Annotated in this window: 13 protein-coding genes; 4 read left to right on the forward strand and 9 right to left on the reverse strand. The window is 67.4% G+C overall.

Annotated features, from left to right (window positions below):
- Window positions 1-3: 3 nt before the first annotated feature.
- Window positions 4-1,743 carry a glycerol-3-phosphate dehydrogenase/oxidase gene (locus tag BLT71_RS14940; protein ID WP_091721784.1) on the reverse strand — a complete coding sequence of 580 codons (1,740 nt, stop codon included), beginning with the start codon at window positions 1,741-1,743 and terminating at the stop codon, window positions 4-6.
- A gap of 105 nt (window positions 1,744-1,848) precedes the next feature.
- Window positions 1,849-2,985, reverse strand: coding sequence for a GuaB3 family IMP dehydrogenase-related protein (locus BLT71_RS14945; RefSeq protein WP_091721788.1), 1,137 nt, complete (start codon window positions 2,983-2,985; stop codon window positions 1,849-1,851).
- Between the two features lie 172 nt (window positions 2,986-3,157).
- On the opposite strand from BLT71_RS14945, the gene BLT71_RS14950 reads away from it, so the two are divergent.
- The 4 genes from BLT71_RS14950 to BLT71_RS14965 are packed head-to-tail and all read left to right on the forward strand — an operon-like array spanning window position 3,158 to window position 6,024.
- Window positions 3,158-4,051 carry a WXG100 family type VII secretion target gene (locus BLT71_RS14950; protein WP_091721789.1) on the forward strand — a complete coding sequence of 298 codons (894 nt, stop codon included), beginning with the start codon at window positions 3,158-3,160 and terminating at the stop codon, window positions 4,049-4,051.
- Window positions 4,052-4,102: 51 nt separating this feature from the next.
- Window positions 4,103-4,735 (forward strand): hypothetical protein, encoded by a 633-nt coding sequence (locus BLT71_RS14955; RefSeq protein WP_091721792.1) that lies wholly within the window; start codon window positions 4,103-4,105, stop codon window positions 4,733-4,735.
- Window positions 4,732-5,379 (forward strand): hypothetical protein, encoded by a 648-nt coding sequence (locus tag BLT71_RS14960; RefSeq protein WP_091721795.1) that lies wholly within the window; start codon window positions 4,732-4,734, stop codon window positions 5,377-5,379. The genes BLT71_RS14955 and BLT71_RS14960 overlap by 4 nt, the downstream gene beginning before the upstream one ends.
- A gap of 21 nt (window positions 5,380-5,400) precedes the next feature.
- Window positions 5,401-6,024: a hypothetical protein gene (locus tag BLT71_RS14965; RefSeq protein ID WP_091721796.1), complete on the forward strand. Its 624-nt coding sequence runs from the start codon at window positions 5,401-5,403 to the stop codon at window positions 6,022-6,024.
- 1 nt (window position 6,025) lies between these two features.
- On the opposite strand, the gene BLT71_RS14970 is transcribed toward BLT71_RS14965, so the two are convergent.
- From BLT71_RS14970 to BLT71_RS15000, 7 genes are all read right to left on the reverse strand, one after another.
- Window positions 6,026-7,885, reverse strand: a complete 1,860-nt coding sequence (locus BLT71_RS14970) for an ABC transporter ATP-binding protein (protein WP_091721799.1) — start codon at window positions 7,883-7,885, stop codon at window positions 6,026-6,028.
- 113 nt (window positions 7,886-7,998) lie between these two features.
- Window positions 7,999-9,510 (reverse strand): IMP dehydrogenase, encoded by a 1,512-nt coding sequence (gene guaB / locus BLT71_RS14975; RefSeq protein ID WP_091721801.1) that lies wholly within the window; start codon window positions 9,508-9,510, stop codon window positions 7,999-8,001.
- Between the two features lie 245 nt (window positions 9,511-9,755).
- Window positions 9,756-11,819 carry an acyltransferase family protein gene (locus BLT71_RS14980; RefSeq protein ID WP_091721804.1) on the reverse strand — a complete coding sequence of 688 codons (2,064 nt, stop codon included), beginning with the start codon at window positions 11,817-11,819 and terminating at the stop codon, window positions 9,756-9,758.
- Window positions 11,816-13,879 carry an acyltransferase family protein gene (locus BLT71_RS14985; RefSeq protein ID WP_231994305.1) on the reverse strand — a complete coding sequence of 688 codons (2,064 nt, stop codon included), beginning with the start codon at window positions 13,877-13,879 and terminating at the stop codon, window positions 11,816-11,818. Before BLT71_RS14985 ends, BLT71_RS14980 begins: the two co-directional genes overlap by 4 nt.
- 37 nt (window positions 13,880-13,916) lie before the next feature.
- Window positions 13,917-15,053: a flavin-containing monooxygenase gene (locus BLT71_RS14990; protein WP_091721809.1), complete on the reverse strand. Its 1,137-nt coding sequence runs from the start codon at window positions 15,051-15,053 to the stop codon at window positions 13,917-13,919.
- Between the two features lie 91 nt (window positions 15,054-15,144).
- A complete protein-coding gene (locus tag BLT71_RS14995; protein WP_091721811.1) occupies window positions 15,145-16,791 on the reverse strand; it encodes a helix-turn-helix transcriptional regulator in 1,647 nt (548 codons plus the stop codon).
- A 122-nt stretch (window positions 16,792-16,913) separates the two neighbouring features.
- Window positions 16,914-18,437: an ATP-dependent DNA ligase gene (locus BLT71_RS15000; protein ID WP_091721813.1), complete on the reverse strand. Its 1,524-nt coding sequence runs from the start codon at window positions 18,435-18,437 to the stop codon at window positions 16,914-16,916.
- Between the last annotated feature and the right edge of the window lie 4 nt (window positions 18,438-18,441).

Raw genomic sequence — 18,441 nt, forward strand, 5'->3', positions numbered from 1 at the left:
CCCTTAGCGCAAGGGCACGATGTCTTCCACGCCCAGGCGGGCGGCGTCTGCGGATTCGTCATCCGGCTGTTCCTGGCTGAGCCGTTCCGCCTCAACCCGGGCAATGTAGTGCCGGACCTCATTTTCGCGCTGAGCGTCGCTCCAGCCGAGGACGTCACCCATCAGTTTAGCGACAACCGGAACAGCGGACACGCCGCGGTCCCAGGCCTCGATGGAAATGCGGGTCCGCCGGGTCAGGACATCGTGGACATGCCGGGCGCCTTCGTGGGTGGCCGCGTAGACCGCTTCGGCCTGCAGGTAGTCATCCGCTCCCGGCAAAGGCTCGGCCAGTTCCGGATTCTCGGCAATGAGGGCCAGGACTTCCGGGGTCATGGAGCCGTAGCGGTTGAGCAGGTGCTCGATGCGGGCCACGTGCACGCCCGTTTCCTCGGCCGTCCGGTTACGGCGGTTCCAGGCTGCGCGGAAACCGCTGGCCCCCAGCAGCGGGATGGTCTCGGTGCAGCTCGGCGGTACCCGTTCGTCCATGGTGCGGGTGGCCTCGTCCACCGCGTCCTTGGCCATCACGCGGTAGGTGGTCCATTTGCCGCCAGCCACCACCACCAGCCCCGGCACGGGGTGGGCCACGACGTGTTCGCGGGAGAGCTTCGCTGTGGAGTCGTTCTCGCCGGCCAGCAGGGGCCGGAGTCCCGCGTAGACGCCTTCGACGTCTTCCCGGGTCAGCGGCCGCTTGAGGACCTTGTTGACGTGCTCGAGGATGTAGTCGATATCCTTGCTGGTTGCGGCAGGGTGGGCCTTGTCCAGGTGCCAGTCGGTGTCCGTGGTGCCGATGATCCAGTGCCTGCCCCAGGGGATGACGAACAGCACGGATTTCTCGGTGCGCAGGATCAGCCCGACGGTGGATTGGAAGCGGTCCCTCGGCACCACCAGGTGGATGCCCTTGGACGCCCGGACCTTCAGCTGCCCGCGGTCCGTGACCATGGCCTGGGTTTCGTCGGTCCAGACACCCGTGGCGTTGATGACCTGCTTGGCACGGACGTTAAACCGGGAGCCATCCTCGCGGTTTTCCACCTTGGCTCCCACCACCCGCTCGCCTTCGCGGAGGAAGTCCACCACCGCCATCTGGTTGACGGCATGGGCCCCGTAATGGGCGGCAGTGCGGACCAGGTTGGCGACGTACTTGGCGTCATCCACCTGCCCGTCGTAATAGCGGATGGAGCCCACGAACGCGTCGTTCTTCAGGCTCGGCGCAGCCCGCAGGGTGCCGCGCCTGGACAGGTGCTTGTGGAAGGGCACGCCGCGGCTGTGGCCGCTGGAGACGGACATGGCGTCGTAGAGGGCGATGCCCGCGCCCACATAGGGCCGTTCCACGAAGGGCTTGGTCAGCGGGTAGAGGAAGGGAACGGGCCGGGCCAGGTGGGGCGCCAGTTCGGAGAGCAGCAGTCCGCGTTCCTGCAACGCCTCCTTAACCAGGGCGAAATCCAGCATCTCCAGGTAGCGGAGGCCGCCGTGGATGAGCTTGGATGACCGGGAGGACGTTCCTGCCGCCCAGTCGCTGGCCTCGACGATGCCCACGCTCAGGCCGCGGGTGACGGCGTCCAGCGCCGCTCCGGTTCCCACGATCCCGCCGCCAACAATCAGGATGTCCAGCTCCTGGCCGGGTTCCGTCGTGGCGCGCAGCCGCTGGATGGATGCTTCCCTGGCTTCCGGGCCCAGGGCCCCGCCGCCTGCAGGATCAGTCTTCATTGAACGCCTCCAGTGCCTCAAGTGCCGGTAGTAGAACCACCCTACTTGCTTGGGGCACGCTTGGGCAGAGCGCCCTTTTGGACGCCCTGCCGGAGTGCGTGGGTGTCAGTTTCCTTCGTAGGGGGAAACCACGACGTCGACCCTCTGGAATTCCTTCAGGTCCGAGTAGCCGGTGGTCGCCATGGAGCGGCGCAGCGCACCGATGAGGTTTGACGTTCCATTGGTGTGGTGGCCGGGCCCGAAGAGGACTTCCTCCATGGGCCCAACGGTTCCCACGTTGGCCCGGTCCCCGCGCGGGAGTTCCAGGTGGTGGGCTTCCTGGCCCCAGTGCCAGCCCTTGCCCGGCGCTTCTTCAGCGCGGGCCAGGGCACTGCCCAGCATGACGGCGTCGGCGCCCATGGCGATGGCCTTGACGATATCGCCGGAGGTGCCCATGCCGCCGTCGGCAATGACATGGACGTACCGGCCGCCGGACTCGTCCATGTAGTCGCGGCGGGCGGCGGCGACGTCGGAAATCGCCGATGCCATGGGCGCGTGGATCCCCAGCGCGCGGCGCGTGGTGGTGGTGGCCCCGCCGCCGAAGCCGACCAGGACACCGGCGGCACCGGTGCGCATGAGGTGCAGGGCCGGCGTGTAGCCGGCGGCCCCGCCGACGATCACGGGTACGTCGAGCTCGTAGATGAACTGCTTGAGGTTCAGCGGTTCGTGGTCCTTGGAGACGTGCTCGGCGGACACGGTGGTGCCGCGGATGACGAAGATGTCGACGCCGGCAGCCAGGACTGTCTTGTAGTGCTCCTGGGTGCGCTGCGGCGTGAGGGCGCCGGCCACGGTGACGCCGGCTTCACGGATTTCGGCCAGGCGGGACGTGATGAGTTCGGGCTGGATGGGGGCCTTGTAGAGCTCCTGCATCCTTCCGGTGACGGCGGGGCTGTTGGTCTCGTCCTCCAGGGCACTGATTTCATCCAGGACTGCCTGCGGATCCTCGTACCGGGTCCAGAGGCCTTCGAGGTCGAGGACGCCCAGTCCGCCGAGGCGTCCAAGCGCAATGGCCGTCTTGGGAGACATGGCTGAATCCATGGGGGCGGCGATGACAGGCATGCTGAACTGGTAGGCGTCGATCTGCCACGAGACCGAGACGTCCTTGGGGTCACGGGTGCGACGGTTGGGGACAACAGCTATGTCATCCAGGGAGTAGGCACGACGCCCACGCTTGCCACGGCCAATCTCGATCTCGTAAGTCACTGCTCTAGGTTATCCCAGCAGGTTCGGTGGCTTCGCCTGGCCTCGGCTCCGCGCGGACAAGCGGGGGTCCGGATGGGCAGGGCTGCCCATGGCGGCGGCGTGGACCAAGCACGTAGCCTAGGGCCGGGGGCTCGGTGAACGCTCCCGTGCCCAGCTTCCGAGGAGAACCACCATGGCCCCTGGCCTCTATGGCGCCGACATCGAACAATTGCGGTCCTTGTCCAAATCCATGGACCGTTCCGGATCACGCCTGATGGATACCGAACGCCAGATCACCAGCCTGGTATCGGCTATCGACTGGAAGGGAAACGACGGGGGCCGCTTCCGCCGTGAATGGAGCGATACGTGGCGCCCCATGATGAAGCAAACGTCGCAATCCCTCCTTGACGCCTCCAAGACTCTCGTCACGCAGGCTGATGAGCAAGAGAACGCCAGCACGGGCGGATCGTCCGGTGGTCCCGGTGCGTCGGGTCCGGGCGGTACTGCCCCGGACGCTGCCGCGACGAACCCTCTGGACAGTGTGCTGGGTGTCGCCGCGAGTCCTGGCTGGTGGGGTGCCAACGCCGCCGTGACCGGTGCGGGGCTGTACACGGACAACCTGCTGGCCACCATGGCCAAGGGCGGGCTCCTCACGAAGCTCACCAACTGGCCCTGGCTCAGCGCGCAGTACGCCCAGGTTCCGGGGGTCGGCTATGTGCGCGGAACACAGCTCCTCAACGGGACATCCATGCTGGGCCGGCTTTCCGGTGGCCTGGGAATCGTCACCGGCGGCCTCCAGTTGGCACAGGGCCTGGAGAGCGGCAATACCGGAATGGCGATCGACGGAGGTGTCTCCGCGGTCCTTGCGGCCGGAAGCTTTATCCCGGGCGCAGGACCCTTCTTCGCCGTGGCCGGGATCGCGTGGGGCGGTATGGGCCTGCTGGCCTCGAACCTCGGCTACGGTTCGGCCTCGGAGATGGTGGCAGATGCCGCCAAGAAGACTGCGGATGCCGTGGCTGACGGTGCAAAGAAAACCATTGATGCCGTAGCCGACGGCGCCAAGAAGGTGTGGGGCTGGCTCACCTGAGGGCCGGCTTCCCTAGAATAAGACCCGAGACCTGTCGACCCTAAGGCTGTTGTGACTATCCAAGAAGACGCACCCCTGCCCATTACCGAACACGAACTCATCGCACTGGTTGCCCTGGCAGGAACGCCGGGCGCACTGAAGTGCCAGAGTCTCTTCAGGCTTGACCACGCTGCCGGGGCGCCGCTCGAACAGGCCGGAGTGGCTACCCTCCTGGAACGCGGACTCATGACCGTTGAAGGGGAAAGCCTCGTGCCGGCAGGGCCGGCCGCAAGCGTGGCAGGGGTCCTTGCGGACTCCGATGCCTGGCTGGAAGTTGCCCTGGTGACCCCCAAAGCCGAACACGTCTACTTTCTGTTCGGCTCGAACGGCGGCGCCCTGGTCCTCAGCCTCAGCAAGTTCGGTGTCCACGAACTGCGACCGCTGACCGGTTCCGAGGGAATGTTCACCACCGCCGTCGAGATGGTCACGTTCTACCTTGGGACCGCACCGGACGGACGCCCGGCGGCCGGCACGGTCCGCAGGCACCTCGCGGACGGCAGCTTCCACTCCGTCCACGTCAAGACGGAGCCCGATGGTTCCCTGGAGATCGTCACCGGTGATGACGCCAAGCCTGCCCCTGCGCCGCTGCAATCGGAGGACCTTGAGGACCAGCTCCGCCGGGGACTGGGCCTGCTCCCGGCATGACACATCACATTCCTTTCCCCGCCGGCGCGCCCGCGCATTCGCTCGACCACTGGCTCTCGCCTGAACTGGCCCGCGTCAGCCCGCCGAACGCACCGTCCCGGCTGCGGCAGTTGGCAGATGCCCAAGGCACCATCGCTGCCGGTTGGAGCAGCGCGATCGCGGGTGGACCCGTTCTGGCCCTTGCGGGCGCATTCTTTTCAGCCATGTACGGACATCCGGCCCCGGTACTGGTGTTGCTCCCGTTGGGGGCGGCACTGACGCTGCTCGGCGTGTGGTCCTGGAAGCGGGTGCGCACCTCACTTCCGGATACCGGCCGGCTCCTCATCAGCCGCGGCCCGGGATCGGCCCGCGGCGGCATCGCCATGGTGTCGGTCCTGGGAGTTGCCCTGGCGGGGATCCTGGCCCTGTACCTGCCCTCCGCGGCGGCCAAGGGTGACGGCACGGCGATCTCCCTTGTGGGCGCCTTCGTGCTGCTCCTGGCCCTCCTGGTCGCGTGCATCGTGGTCCCCTCCACGGTCATGGGCCGTGCCCGGCAGTCATTTCGGCTGCGGGTTCAGTCCAACCCAGGGCTCCGGAGGGCTGTGGAAGAAGATCTGGCGGTTTGGCGGGATCCCCACGGCAACGCCGGCTACGGCCCGCTGTGAGCCGGTAGCGGGAGCAGCGCGATGCGCAATCGCTGGATCTTCGACGGGCACATTGCCGGGATCGGTACCTCATCTGGCCTCCGTGCAGTGGTGGGCATGTGGCAGCATTCCCCCTTCGGTGCTTTTGCGGACGTCATGGTCCAGCAGCCCACAGGGCACAGGCTGCTGTTGGCACCCACGGAAGCCATTGCGGAGTTCATCTTCGCCACGTACCGGTTTGACGATGTGCAGGTGGCTGACGTCCGGGCAGTCCTGGCCGACCGGATCCTGTCGGTCGATGCCGGCCCGCTGGCCATCCGGGCGGTGACCGGGCGCAGGACCTTGCTGGGTACAGCGCTGGGAATGCTTCCGCACCGGCTTGCCGTGCATCCACGCTGGCTGGCCACCGTCAACACCCTCGCATCGCTGGTGGCTGCGGGTGCGCAGACGTTCGGTACGGCCGGCAGCGGCAGGCTGGAGTACTACGGGGTGAGCGACCTCCACCATGTCAGGTCCGCCGTCGTCAGCTGGGATGGGGCCGACGCCGGTGCGCTGGCTCCGGTGGTGCCGCCGGTGACCTTCGGGTTCAGCAGCGTGCCGCCCCGCCCCAGCCTCGCCCGCGTCCGTACGACTGTGGTGGAAGGGCATGATCCAGTCCGGCGCTGACTTAGGGCTGGCCGGCTTCATCCACGGTGAGCTGCGATTCGAACATCCGGAAGTAGCGGCCGCGGAGGGCCACCAGTTCCTTGTGTGTTCCCTGCTCCACCACCTGCCCGTCCTCCAGCATGTAGACGACGTCCGCCTTCTCGATGGTGGCGAGCCGGTGGCTGATGGCGATGATGGTGCTGCTGCGGTCCGCGAAAAGCCTGGTGAAGATCCGGTGCTCGGCAAGGGCATCGATGGCTGATGTGGGTTCGTCCATCACCATGAAGGCTGCGTCGCGGTAAAAGTTGCGGGCCATGGCCAGCCGCTGCCACTGGCCTCCGGACAGGCCGCTCCCCTTGCGGCCGCGCGGGTCCTCCATCCAGTTGCTGACGTGGTTCTCCAGTCCGTTGGGGAGCTTGTTGATGAAGTCCAGCGCCTCCGCGTCGGCCGCCGAGCGGCGGATCCTGGCCTCGTCCCGGGGGCTTTGGACATCCCCGAAGTAGATGTTCTCCGCGGCGGTGGCGAACTCGTACTTGAGGAACTCCTGGCTGAGCACCGCCAGGTGCCGGTGCCATGAGGTGACGTCCACCGCGGCGAGGTCGACGCCGTCGAGCATCACCTGCCCGGAATCCGGACGGTAGAGGCCCGCGAGGATGCGGATCAGCGTCGACTTGCCGGCGCCGTTCTCCCCTACGATGGCGATGTGCTGGCCCTCCCGGATGGTCATGCTGATGCCGCGTATGACCTCTACGTCGCTGCCCGTGTAGGTGAAGCGGATGTCCCGGAGTTCCACTTCGCGAGGAGCGGCCGGCAGCGGCGGGGCGTGCCCGGAGTGGACGGGCAGGTCCATGAACAGTTCGTAATCCTTCAGGTTGGCGAGGTCCTCGTCGATGGAGCTGAGCGAGGAGACGAGGTTGTTCGCCGTGGACAGGGCCCGGCTGACGATCTGCTGGACGTAGAGGAACTGGCCCACAGGCTGGGCGTGCGCAATGATCTGGCCCACCACCCAGATCAGCGAAACCACCTCCGCACCGTACTGGAGGGCGTCGGCGGCCAGCTGGCGGGGAATGTAGCGCCGCTGGTAGTCAAGCCGGCGCCGTTCATCCGCGTCGCGCAGGCGGGACCTCAGGCCCATCAGGAAACCGACCACGCCGTAGAGCCGCATCTCGGCAATGTGCTGGGGGCGGAGCAGGTTGGTTTCGATCATCCGCCGCTGCCGCCGGGAATCCACCTGGGTGTTCCAGTGCGCTATCTGTTCACGGGACAGCTTGAACTGCAGGTAGACGCTGGGGATGATGGCCACCAGGACGATCACCGCTATCCACCAGCTGACCAGCAGCAGCGCCCCCACCGCCAGGATGACGGAGACCAGCTGTGTGAAGATCGCCGCGATGCGGTCCAGGACCCGTGCATAGGAATCCGAGAAGCGCTTGGCCCGGTCGTAGAGATCGACCGTTTCCTTGTCGTCGTAGCGCCAGAATTCCAGCGCCAGGAACCGCTCGTACATCTGGTCGCCGACGATGGCTCCCACCTTGAAGCTCATCAGCTGCTGGATGTAGCGGTCCACACTGGTGAAGGCCCCCCAGAAAAGGCCGAGCACTGCGGTGATGACGACGTAGACGATGGCCCGTTGTCCCGCCCCGGCGTCGCCCGCGTACGCGGCCGCCAGGGCTGTGGTGGTGAGGGCCGCGAAGTAGGTGGTGACGAGCGGAAGGACGGCGGAGATGAGCGAGCCGAGCACCTTCATGACCACGGCCCCCGGGGAGGCCCGGAAGCTTACCCTCAGGACCTGGGCCACCGCGCGGGCATAGGGCCGCAGGGCAAGCCTGCGTGCGGGCTCGCGTTTGGGGCTTAGTTCGGGCGGATGGCTCGGTTGGGACATGCCATCAGCCTATTACCGCTGGCAGCACGGATTTTCGCAGCAAAAAAGATGGGATGGGCAGGCTGCCCATCCCATCTTCATCGCAAGCGTCAGCGTCAGCGTTAGCGTTAGCGTCAGCGTGAACCGTAGTTCGGCGCCTCGACCGTCATCTGGATGTCGTGCGGGTGCGATTCCTTGAGGCCGGCCGGAGTGATCCGGACAAACTTGCCGCGGGCCTTGAGCTCGGGAATGGTCGGCGCACCGGTGTAGAACATGGTCTGGCGCAGGCCGCCGACCAGCTGGTAGGCCACGGAGGACAGCGGGCCGCGGTAGGCCACGCGTCCCTCGATGCCCTCGGGGATCAGCTTGTCATCACCGGATACGTCGGCCTGGAAGTAACGGTCCTTGGAGTAGGACGTGTTCTTGCCCCTGGACTGCATGGCGCCCAGGGAGCCCATGCCGCGGTAGGACTTGTACTGCTTGCCGTTGACGAAGATCAGGTCGCCCGGAGATTCGTCGCAGCCGGCCAGGAGGGATCCGAGCATGACGGTGTCAGCACCGGCCACCAGGGCCTTTCCGATGTCGCCGGAGTACTGGAGGCCGCCGTCGGCAATCAGCGGAACGCCGGCAGGAATGGCGGCCTTGGCGGATTCGTAGATGGCGGTGATCTGCGGAACGCCGACGCCGGCCACCACGCGGGTGGTGCAGATGGAGCCGGGACCGACGCCAACCTTGATGCCGTCAGCACCTGCGTCGATCAGCGCCTGTGCGCCTTCGCGGGTGGCTGCCTGGCCGCCGATGACGTCCACGTGGGCGGCCACCGGGTCTGACTTGAGCCGACGGATCATGTCCAGGACACCCTGCGAGTGGCCGTTGGCTGTGTCCACGAACAGGGCGTCGACGCCGGCGTCAATGAGCGTCATGGCACGCTCCCAGCCGTCCCCGAAGAATCCGATGGCTGCGCCGACGCGGAGGCGGCCTTCGTCATCCTTCGTGGCCAGGGGGTACTGCTCGGCCTTGGTGAAGTCCTTGGTGGTGATCAGGCCCTTGAGCCGGCCCTGCTCGTCAACCAGGGGCAGCTTCTCGATCTTGTTGGTGGCCAGCTTGTGCGAAGCTTCTTCGCGGCTGATCCCCACGTGCCCGGTGATCAGGGGCATCTTGGTCATGACGTCGCTGACGAGCCGCAGCGGGAAGTCGGACTCCGGCACGAAGCGGGTGTCGCGGTTGGTGACGATGCCCAGCAGGCGCATGCCCTCGTCCACTACGGGCAGGCCGGAAACGCGGTACTGGGAGCAGATCTCATCCAGCTCGGCAAGGGTGGCCTGCGGTCCGATGGTCAGCGGGTTGGTGATCATTCCTGACTCGCTGCGCTTCACCCGGTCCACCTGGTCCGCCTGGTCCTGGATCGAGAGGTTGCGGTGGATGACTCCCAGGCCGCCCTGGCGTGCCATGGCGATGGCCATCCGTGATTCGGTGACGGTGTCCATGGCCGCGGACAGCAGCGGCGTGTGAACCGAAATCCGCTTGGAGATCCGGGAGGAAGTGTCGGCGTCCGACGGGATGACGTCCGTGTGCCCGGGCAGGAGCAGGACGTCGTCGTAGGTCAGGCCGATGAGGCCAAAGGGGTTGTGTTCGGGCTCGGTCATGAGTGCGCCTCTTACCTTGGTTGCTGGGGCGGGTAGGGGTTGCAGCCGATGACCAGCCCGTCATTACGGAACTGGCCTGTGCAGGACATACTTCGGAACGCCGCTTGCGTCAGGCGGCCATCCGGAGCAGAAAGTGTTGAGTAAATATTAGAACCTTCGCGCCAATCCCCCTATTCCAGCCGGACGATGTGAGCAACCGCACTCCGCCGGCCCCGCACCTTGGCGTGCGGCCCGCAGGGCATGGCTCAGGTCCAGCCCGTGGCGGCGAGCAGCCGTTGCTCGAACATGGGAATCATCGATTCGGCGTAGGTCCTGCTCAGGTGGTTGTCGTCCTTGTAGACGTAGACGTTGCCCACCACAGCTGGGCAGACGCCGCGGGCGCAGATGAAGTCACTCATGTCCATCAGGTGCAGGCCGTCCACCTTGCCGCGGTAATTTTCCAGCGGCGAAGGCTCCACCAGGGACTCGGCAAGGGGCGGGTTGCATTCCGGTGCGTCGGCACCGTTGCGCTGGACGCACTCTGGCATGTTGAACGTGAACCGGGGGTTGTCGCGGATGCCCAGAATTTCGATCCCAGCGTCAGCAAACGGGCGGATGCCGTCCAGGTAGCCGGGGACTTCAGTTTCGAACGGGGCTTCCTCGTGCGTCAGTGATGCCACGGTGAAGACGGCGTCGGGCCGGTGTTCCAGCACGTAATCAGCGCTTGCCCTGTTGTAGGCGTTGCATTCGGCGGTCCTGGTGTCCGACTCGGCACCGAACCTGCAGGCAGGCATCAGGAGAGTGACCAGTTCCCAGCCTTTGGCCGCGGCGATGGGGGCCAGCGCACCGAGATACTGCTGCGAGTGGGAGTCACCCAGGACGACGATCCGCTTGGTCCCGCCGCCTTCGGGGATCTCCTGGCGGCAGCCCTCGAGGATGGGATCGTCCGTGGAATTGGACCCGACGCAGGGGGTCTGGATACCGGCCCAGTCATTGTCCAGGGCTGAGGGGCCCGGGATGATCCTCGCGGCGGGAGCGGGGTCCGCTTCGATCCCCGGGGTGAGCGCCGCGGCGCCGGGCGTCAGCTCCCTCGGCTGGGCCGCCGTCGCGGTTTCTTCCGCGGTGAGGAAGGTCTGCCAGACGGAAACGGGTCCGGCGAGGATGGCACCACAGGCGGCAATGACGACGGCGGTGCGCCAGGCCCGCAGCTTGGGCCAGTGCCAGTCCCGCAGCGGTTTCTCCACGAACCGGGTGGTGAGGACGGCCAGCAGGACGGACGCGCCGACGATGCCCAGCCCCTGCATGAGGTTCGGAGCTTCGACGCCGGTGGCCGCGAGCGCAAGGACCAGCACCGGCCAGTGCCACAGGTACAGGGCGTACGAGTTGTCGCCCAGCGCCACGGCCGGCCTGCTGCTGAGTACGCGGTCCACGCCGTACCGGCTGCCCGTTTGTCCCGCCACGATGATCGCGGCGGCGGACAGGGTGGGCCACAGCGCCACGAAACCGGGGAAGGACCTGTCCACCGTCAGGAGGAGGCCGCACGACACCATTCCCACCAGGCCGGCCCAGCCCAGTACAACGCGCAGCGCCTTCCCGGGTTTGAGGTACGGCAGTGCGAGCGCCAGCAGGGAGCCCAGGGCGAACTCCCATAGCCTGGCCCTGGTGTCGAAGTAGGCGTAGGCCTGGTTGCCGGCCGTTTGCTCAACGGAGTAGGCCAGCGACACGGCGAACACGGCGCCGAAGCCGATACCCAGGAGGCCACGGTAGGTCAGCCCTGCGCAGGCCGGGAGGCGGCGCAGCGCAGCGAGGATGCCGGCGGCGGCCGCGAAGATGAGCGGCCAGAGGATGAAGACCTGGCCCTGGATGGACAGCGACCAGAAGTGTTGCAGCGGGCTGGCTCCGGCGTGGTCCTGGGCGTAGTAGTCCACAGCGGTATCGGCGAGCAGCCAGTTTTGCCGGTACAGCAGGGAGGCCCAGGCCTGGTCCAGGATCTGCGGCCAGCGGCCCTGCGGCAGGATCAGCCAGGTGCCGGCGAGCACGCCGAGGATCACCACGACGGCGGCGGGCAGCAGGCGCTTGAAGAGGTGCAGCCAGTGCCCCAGCAGACCGAAGGGGCGGCCCGTTTCGGCTTTCCGCACGAAGGACAGCGTGAGGAGGAAGGCGGAGATGAGCAGGAAGATGTCCACGCCGCCGGAAACCCTTCCCAGCCAGACGTGGTAGGCCACGACCATCAGGACAGCGAGGGCCCGCAGTCCCTGGACCTCGGGCCTGAAAGAGGCCGCCCGGGTCTTGGCCCCGGCCGCCGGCTGCACCTTATCGCTGCCTGTCATTTCCACCCCGTTGCTTCGAAGAAGCGCCTGCCAAACTCGTCCGCCATGCTCTCCGTGTATTCGGCCGTGAGGTGGTTGTCATCCAGGTACACGAAGATGTTCCCCACCACTCCCGGACATTCCATTGCCGTACAGATACGGTCTGTGAGGTCCAGGATTGCCAGGCCCGGCAGGCTGTCCTTGAGCGTGGCAAGGGGATTCTCCGGCGCAAGGGAGTCCCGTACGGCCGGGCGGCAGGACTGGGCGTCCGGGCCGTCCGTCACGACACATTCGGCCATGTTGAACGTAAACCGGGGGTTGTCCCTGAGCGCCACCACGTCGATGCCCTTGTCGATCCACGGCCCCACCAGGTCCGCGAAGCCCGGCGTCAGCTCCTCTGCGGTACTGGAAGGCGCCGCAGCGGTGCCCAGCAGGATGATGGCGTCCGGCTGCTGCCGCTCGATCTCCTTCTGCACGGAAGCGTTGTAGGTCTCGCAGTCATCGCTGGCCGCCTTCCCGGCCGGCGCGACTTTGCAGGCGCCTTTCAGCATGGAGTACAGGAGCCAGTTGTTTTGGGCGGCGATGGGCTTGACGGCCCCGGACCACTGCTGCGCATGGCTGTCCCCCAGCACCAGGACGCGGCGCGCTGGATTACCGGACGGCTTTTGTTCAAAGCAGGTGTCCTTTACCGCCTGGTCCTGCGGAGTGATGTCGCCCGTGCAGGGTCCGTCGAGTGAAACCCAGTTCTGGGGCAGGTCGGTGGCAGTCGGCAGCAGGGTGACGTCGCCGGCGGGCACGGTACCGGCGAACGCCGGATCCAGAGCCCGCGAGCCCGGATTGTTCGCCACTTTCTGCTCCTGGGCCACCCGGCGCTCTGTGTCCAGCTGGTTGCGCCACAGAGCCAGGGGCGCCGCTGCCACGGAGACGGCCAGCATGATGGCCAGGACGGCACGGCGTTTCCTGGCCTCGGGCCACTTCCATTCCCGCCAGGGCTTTTCGATAAAACGGGTGGTCAGGTACGCGAGTGCGAGCGCCGAGACGATGATGACCGTGCCGGAAAGCCAGCCCGCATGCTCCTTGCCGGTCCAGGCCAACGCGAGCACCAGCACCGGCCAGTGCCAGAGGTACAGCCCGTAGGAGATGTCTCCCAGCCTGACCAGGGGTTTGGAGCTGAGGATCCGGTCCACACCGGCCGGGCTTTGCGTCTGGCCGGCCACAATGACGAAGGCGGCCGCCACGGTTGGCCACAGTGCTGCCACGCCCGGGAATGCTGCCTGGACGTTGAGCAGGATGCCGCAGGCGAGCATGGCGATGACACCCACCCAACCCATGACGATGCGCACGGCACGGGAGAGCCGCAGCCCGGGAAGGAGGAGGGCCACCAGCGTGCCCAATGCGAATTCCCAGAGCCGGGCGCCCGTGTCGAAGTACGCCTGGACCTGGTTGGTGGCCGTGAAGTAGATCGAATACGCCAGCGAGACGAGGAACACGAGGAAGAACACGTAGGCCAGCAGCGGCCGGTAGGAGAGCCTGAACCGGCGGGCCGCCCAGGCGGCTGCGAGGAAGATCAGCGGCCACAGGATGAATACCTGGCCCTGGATGGACAGAGACCAGAAATGCTGCAGGGGGCTGGCAAGGCTGTGGTCATTCGCGTAGTAGTCAACGGCCTGCGCCTGCAGAAGCCGGTTCTCCGAGTAGAACAGCGACGCCCAGCCCTGGTCGATGAGGTCCAGCCACCGGGTCCGCGGCAGGACCAGGTACGAGACGGCCAGGGTGGCGACGATAACGGTGACTGCGGCGGGAAGGAGCCTCCGGAACAGGTGCAGCCAGTGCTTGAGCAGGGCAAAGGGCTCCCTGCGCTCGTGGCGCCCGACGAACTGGAAGGTCATCAGGAATGCGGAGATCAGGAGGAAGACGTCCACGCCCCCAGACACCCTTCCAAACCACACGTGGTAGGTCACCACCATGAGGACAGCGAGGGATCGAAGGCCCTGGATTTCGGGGCGGTATGACGACTTTCGGGACGCCTGCCGGCGGTCAGCGGCAGGCGCCGTCGCTCCCTTGGTCCACAGTGTTGGCACAATCAAACCCTTCGGAGCGCGTAATCAACCGTCAAGTTTAGCGGAAGGCGGCACTCCTGCCCGAATCTACCGCGTGTCGTTCCGGTAGCCTGCCGGCCAGATACCGGGCATCACGGACGCTTCCGGTCACCGTGGCGGACGCCGCGGCGTACTGGAAATTCCGGCCGAGGAAGTAGAGGCCAGGAGTGTCCAGCGCTTCCCCGCGGTACTGCCGCGGCCCTCCCCCGGCGCCCGCCAGGGCCGGGTCAACCCAGTCCAGGTCCTCCTGGTATCCCGTGCACCAGATGACGTTCGCGACGTCCGCGCGCGCCCCGTCTGCGAGGACCGGCAGCCCGTCCTCCACGCCGCTGACCCGGGGGACGAACTGGACGCCGGCGGCAGCGAGGTCGCTGCGCTTGGTCCTGATCAGCGGTGCTCCGTGGGCTGTGAACTCCGGCGCAATCTTCCGTCCCACCGGGGTGCCCAGGCTCAGGATGTGCAGGCCGGCGAACCGGACCAGGGGCAGGATGAAGCGGGCCGTTGTCCGGCCGTGCTTGAACGGCATTTCCTTGGGCGCGTTCGCGGCAACAAACGTTGCGTGGGTACGGGCAACCTCCTTGGCGATTTCGGCTCCGGAGTTGCCCAGTCCCACCACCAGGACGGGGCCGTCCTGGAGCTGCGCGGGGTTCTTGTAGGCGCTGGAGTGGAGCTGCACGATTGAGTCCTTCAGTTCCGCGGCAAACGGCGGAACCTTGGGAGTCCGTTCCGCGCCCGTGGCCAGGACCACGTTGCGGGCCTCCCAACGCTCTCCTTTGGCGGCGGCCACATAGCGGCCGCCTTCACGCCAGAGGCGCTCCACCCTGACTCCCGTCAGCACGGGAAGCTTCAGGCCGTCGGCGTAGCGTTCCAGGTAGTCGGCCATGGTGTCCTTGCCGGGAAAGGACAGCGGATCCGCCGGGAAGGGAACTCCGGGAAGGCCGTTGTATTTTGCCGGGGTGAAGAGGCGCAGGGAGTCCCAGCGCAACCTCCAGCTGTCACCGATTCTCGGGTTGGCATCGAGAATCAGGAATCGCCGGCCTTGGCGGGACAGATGGTGGCCGATCGCCAGCCCTGCCTGCCCGCCGCCGATCACCAGGGTGTCCAGCACTTCCGGAGCGCTGTTGGTACCTGCAGTACCGGTGGTGTTCTCGTTCATGCTCTGAGGCTATGCCCGGGCCCGCCCGGCATGCGTCGGCGAAAATGTGCAACTCCCAGAGGCACTCCGTGGGTATTTCTACCCAGGGCCATCAGCCGGCCAGCCCGTGCTCGAAGGCATAACGCGTGGCTGCTGCCCGCGACGTGAGGCCCAGCTTGAGGAAGATGTTGCTGACATGGCGTGCCACAGTCTTTTCACTGAGGAAGAGCCCGACGGCGATGGCACGGTTTCCCTGTCCGGACGCCACCAGCCGCAGGACCTGTTCCTCGCGCGGGGTGAGCGGGCCGGCACCTTTGCCTCGGCCACGCGGCATCAGCGAGGCCGCCCACGCAGCGGCAGGCGCTGCACCGAGCCCGGTCAGGGCCTCGTGGGCGGCGGTCAGCTCCATGTCAGCCGACGTTTCGTCGCCCATCCCAAGGCAGGCCTGCCCGATGAGCACCCTGCACCGGGCGGCCTCGTAGGGCACGCCGAGGTCGAACCAGAGCCTCCATGCCCGCCGCAGGGCCGTGCAGGCTCCCAGGGGGTCCCCCTCTGCCAGCAGGACGGCGCCGTCGGCCTGTGCCGCAACGGCGCGCACCATGGGCGTGGCGGAGCCTGCGGCGAAGCGGCCCAGTTCATCGGCTCCCTGCCGTGCCGCCGCCACATCCGGAACCGCCAGTTCAATCTCCACCAGCGCCGGCAACAGGTGCCGTCGGATGACGGCATCCGCGGTTCCGGCAGCCCTGCGGATCATCGACTGTGCCTGCTGAAGGTCTCCGCGCTGAAGCAGCAGAAGGGCCAGGCCGGGTTGCGGCTCGTACCCGCTGTTGGCAGCCGTCCTGAAGGAGAGGCCGGCGGCTTCCAGCTGGCCGCGAAGCCGTTGCACCTCGCCCCGCTGGTAGTGGGCTCCGAACAGCACCTCGGGATCGTTGTCCGCAGCGCGCGCATCCGCCGTGGTTGCCGCAGCAAGCGCCTCTTCCCAGGCACCGTGCCAGCGGAACAGTTCTGCCCGGTGGGCCTGGCACTGGCCGCTGAATGCCGCCATGTCCGGTTGATCGGCACACCAGCGGTCAAGTGCTGCCGTCCATTCCAGTGCCCGGCCGAGGTCGAAAGCCAGCTGGCAGGATGCAATGACGGCGCAGTAGGCAATCCCTGACGGTATGGCCGAAACTTCACCCGCGGTCACCGCAACCATGACCTCATCGAAGATCTGCAGGCCCTCCTCCACCCGGCCCTGCCCCACCGCTGCCTGGCCGGTACCGAGCAGGGCGAGCGCCATGAGGTCCCGGTCCTGGAAGGCCTGGCCGATGCCGGCGGCCCGGGCGAGCAGCTCAAGCGCTCCACCGGGGTCACCCTGGTGCAGGCGTGCCAGGGACGTCGGGATCAGCAGGAACCCCTCGACGGCGTCAGGCCGCGGGATCTCCGCCACCAGCCGCTGCCCCCGGGCCAGCCAACCGCCCGCACGTTCTCCCTCGCCAAAGTGCATGAGGTGGATTGCCATCCAGCCCGCACAGCGGGCGGCCCCGGCAAGGTCGCCTACCACCAGGTATTCCTCATGGGCCCGGGTCAGCGACGCAAACCCGGCAGCGGCGCTGCCGGTCAGGATTTCGGCGGTGGCAAGGCGTTCGAGGTCCGCCGCGGGAAGTCCGCCCGATTGGTCTGCTTCCCGCAGGGTTTGGAAGGCATCGGTCCAACGCTGCTCGCGGAATGCCGCGCGGCCGCGGTCCAGGCCGTCATCCAGTCCTGTTTCAGCCGACACCTGGCCTCCTTCCGGATACCCGCCGAGCCGGCCCGCCGCCGTCGTGCGCTGGCCGCAGCGGTGCCTAAGCGTCACCGTACGCCGGGCACCCGCGCCAGACAAGCAGCAGGCCGGCTGCCGGATCAGGGGCGCAGCAGCGCTCGAAGGGCCTGGATGGTGTCGGCCTCAGCGGCGGTCTTGTCCTCGCGGTAGCCCTTGACCCGTGCGAAGCGGAGGGCGATGCGGCCCGGGTAACGCGGGGACTGCTGCACGCCGTCGATGGCAATCTCGACGACGGTGACCGGCTCCACCCAGACGGTGCCGGCGGTGCGCCGCACCTCGATCTCCTGGAACCGTTCGGTCTGCCACTGCAACAGGGCATCGGTGATGCCCTTGAAGGTCTTGCCCACCATCACGTACCCGCCGGGCTCACCGAACTCGCCGGCAGGGTCGAGGGCACCAAGGTGCAGGTTGGACAGCATCCCGGCGCGCCGCCCCGAGCCCCACTCGCATGCGAGCACCACAAGGTCGTAGGTGAGCACCGGCTTGACCTTGATCCAGTTGGACCCACGGCGCCCGGCCGAGTACACGGACCCCACCGATTTCAGCATGACGCCCTCATGTCCCGCCGAGAGCGCGTCACGCGATATCCGCCCGGCAACCTCCGGGTCCGCGGTAATCTCCCCCGGGATCCGGTGGGCGGGGGCAATGGATTCGAGCACCTTAGTCCGCTCGGACAGGGGTTCATCGAGCAGGTCCCGGCCATCAATGTGCAGCACGTCAAAAAACCAGGGATGCAGCACCGTGGTGCGTGCGGCGTCGGCACCGAACCGGGACATGGTCTCCTGGAACGGCCGCGGGGCGCCGTCCTCTCCCAGGGCCAGGGTCTCGCCGTCGAGGATCACATCGTGCACCGGAAACCCGCGCACCACCTCCACCACCTCGGGGAGCCGGTGCGTCACCTCGGCCAGGGTGCGCGTGAAAATGCGGACGTCGTCGCCGGACCGGTGCACCTGGATGCGGGCGCCATCGAGCTTGTATTCCACGGACGCTTCGCCCGTGGTCTCCAACGCGGCCGTGACGCTTGCGCCGGTCCCTGCGAGCATGGGCTGCACGGGCCGGCCCACCTGCAGGCCAACCTCGTCCAGCTCCGCCGCTGTGCCCGTCAGCGCCAGCCGGGCCGTCGAGCCGAGGTCACCGGACAGCATCGCGGCCCTGCGGACGGACTCGACTGAGCGCTCCGCTGCGCGGGCCACCGCATCGGTCAGGACACCTTCCAGCGCCCCCGTTCGCAGTTCGCCCAGGAGCACGCCGCCGATGAACGCCTGCTCCCGTTCGGTTGCCGCTGCGGTGAGCTCGCGGAGGGTGGCCGCGCGTTCGGCTGCCGAGCCCGCTCCGGCGAGGGCCTGGAGCCGGTCCAGCGCGGCGTCGAGGGCGGCGAGGGTGAGGCAGGGTTCCGCGGCAGGCACTCCCATGGCAGCTGACATGCCGCGCCACCCGACGCCCACCCGCCCTTGGCGGGGTTTGGCGGTGAGGAGGCCGACGGCGGCAGGAATGTCCGCGGGGTCGAGCCGCTTCAGCAGCTGGGCCAGGGCGTCCACCTTCGCCAGCCTGGAGCGGGTGGACGCGACGGCGTCAGTGGTCCTCACAAGCTCGTCCAGCAGCATGGCA

Origin of the sequence: Pseudarthrobacter equi, from assembly GCF_900105535.1 — a bacterium.
GTDB lineage: Bacteria > Actinomycetota > Actinomycetes > Actinomycetales > Micrococcaceae > Arthrobacter > Arthrobacter equi.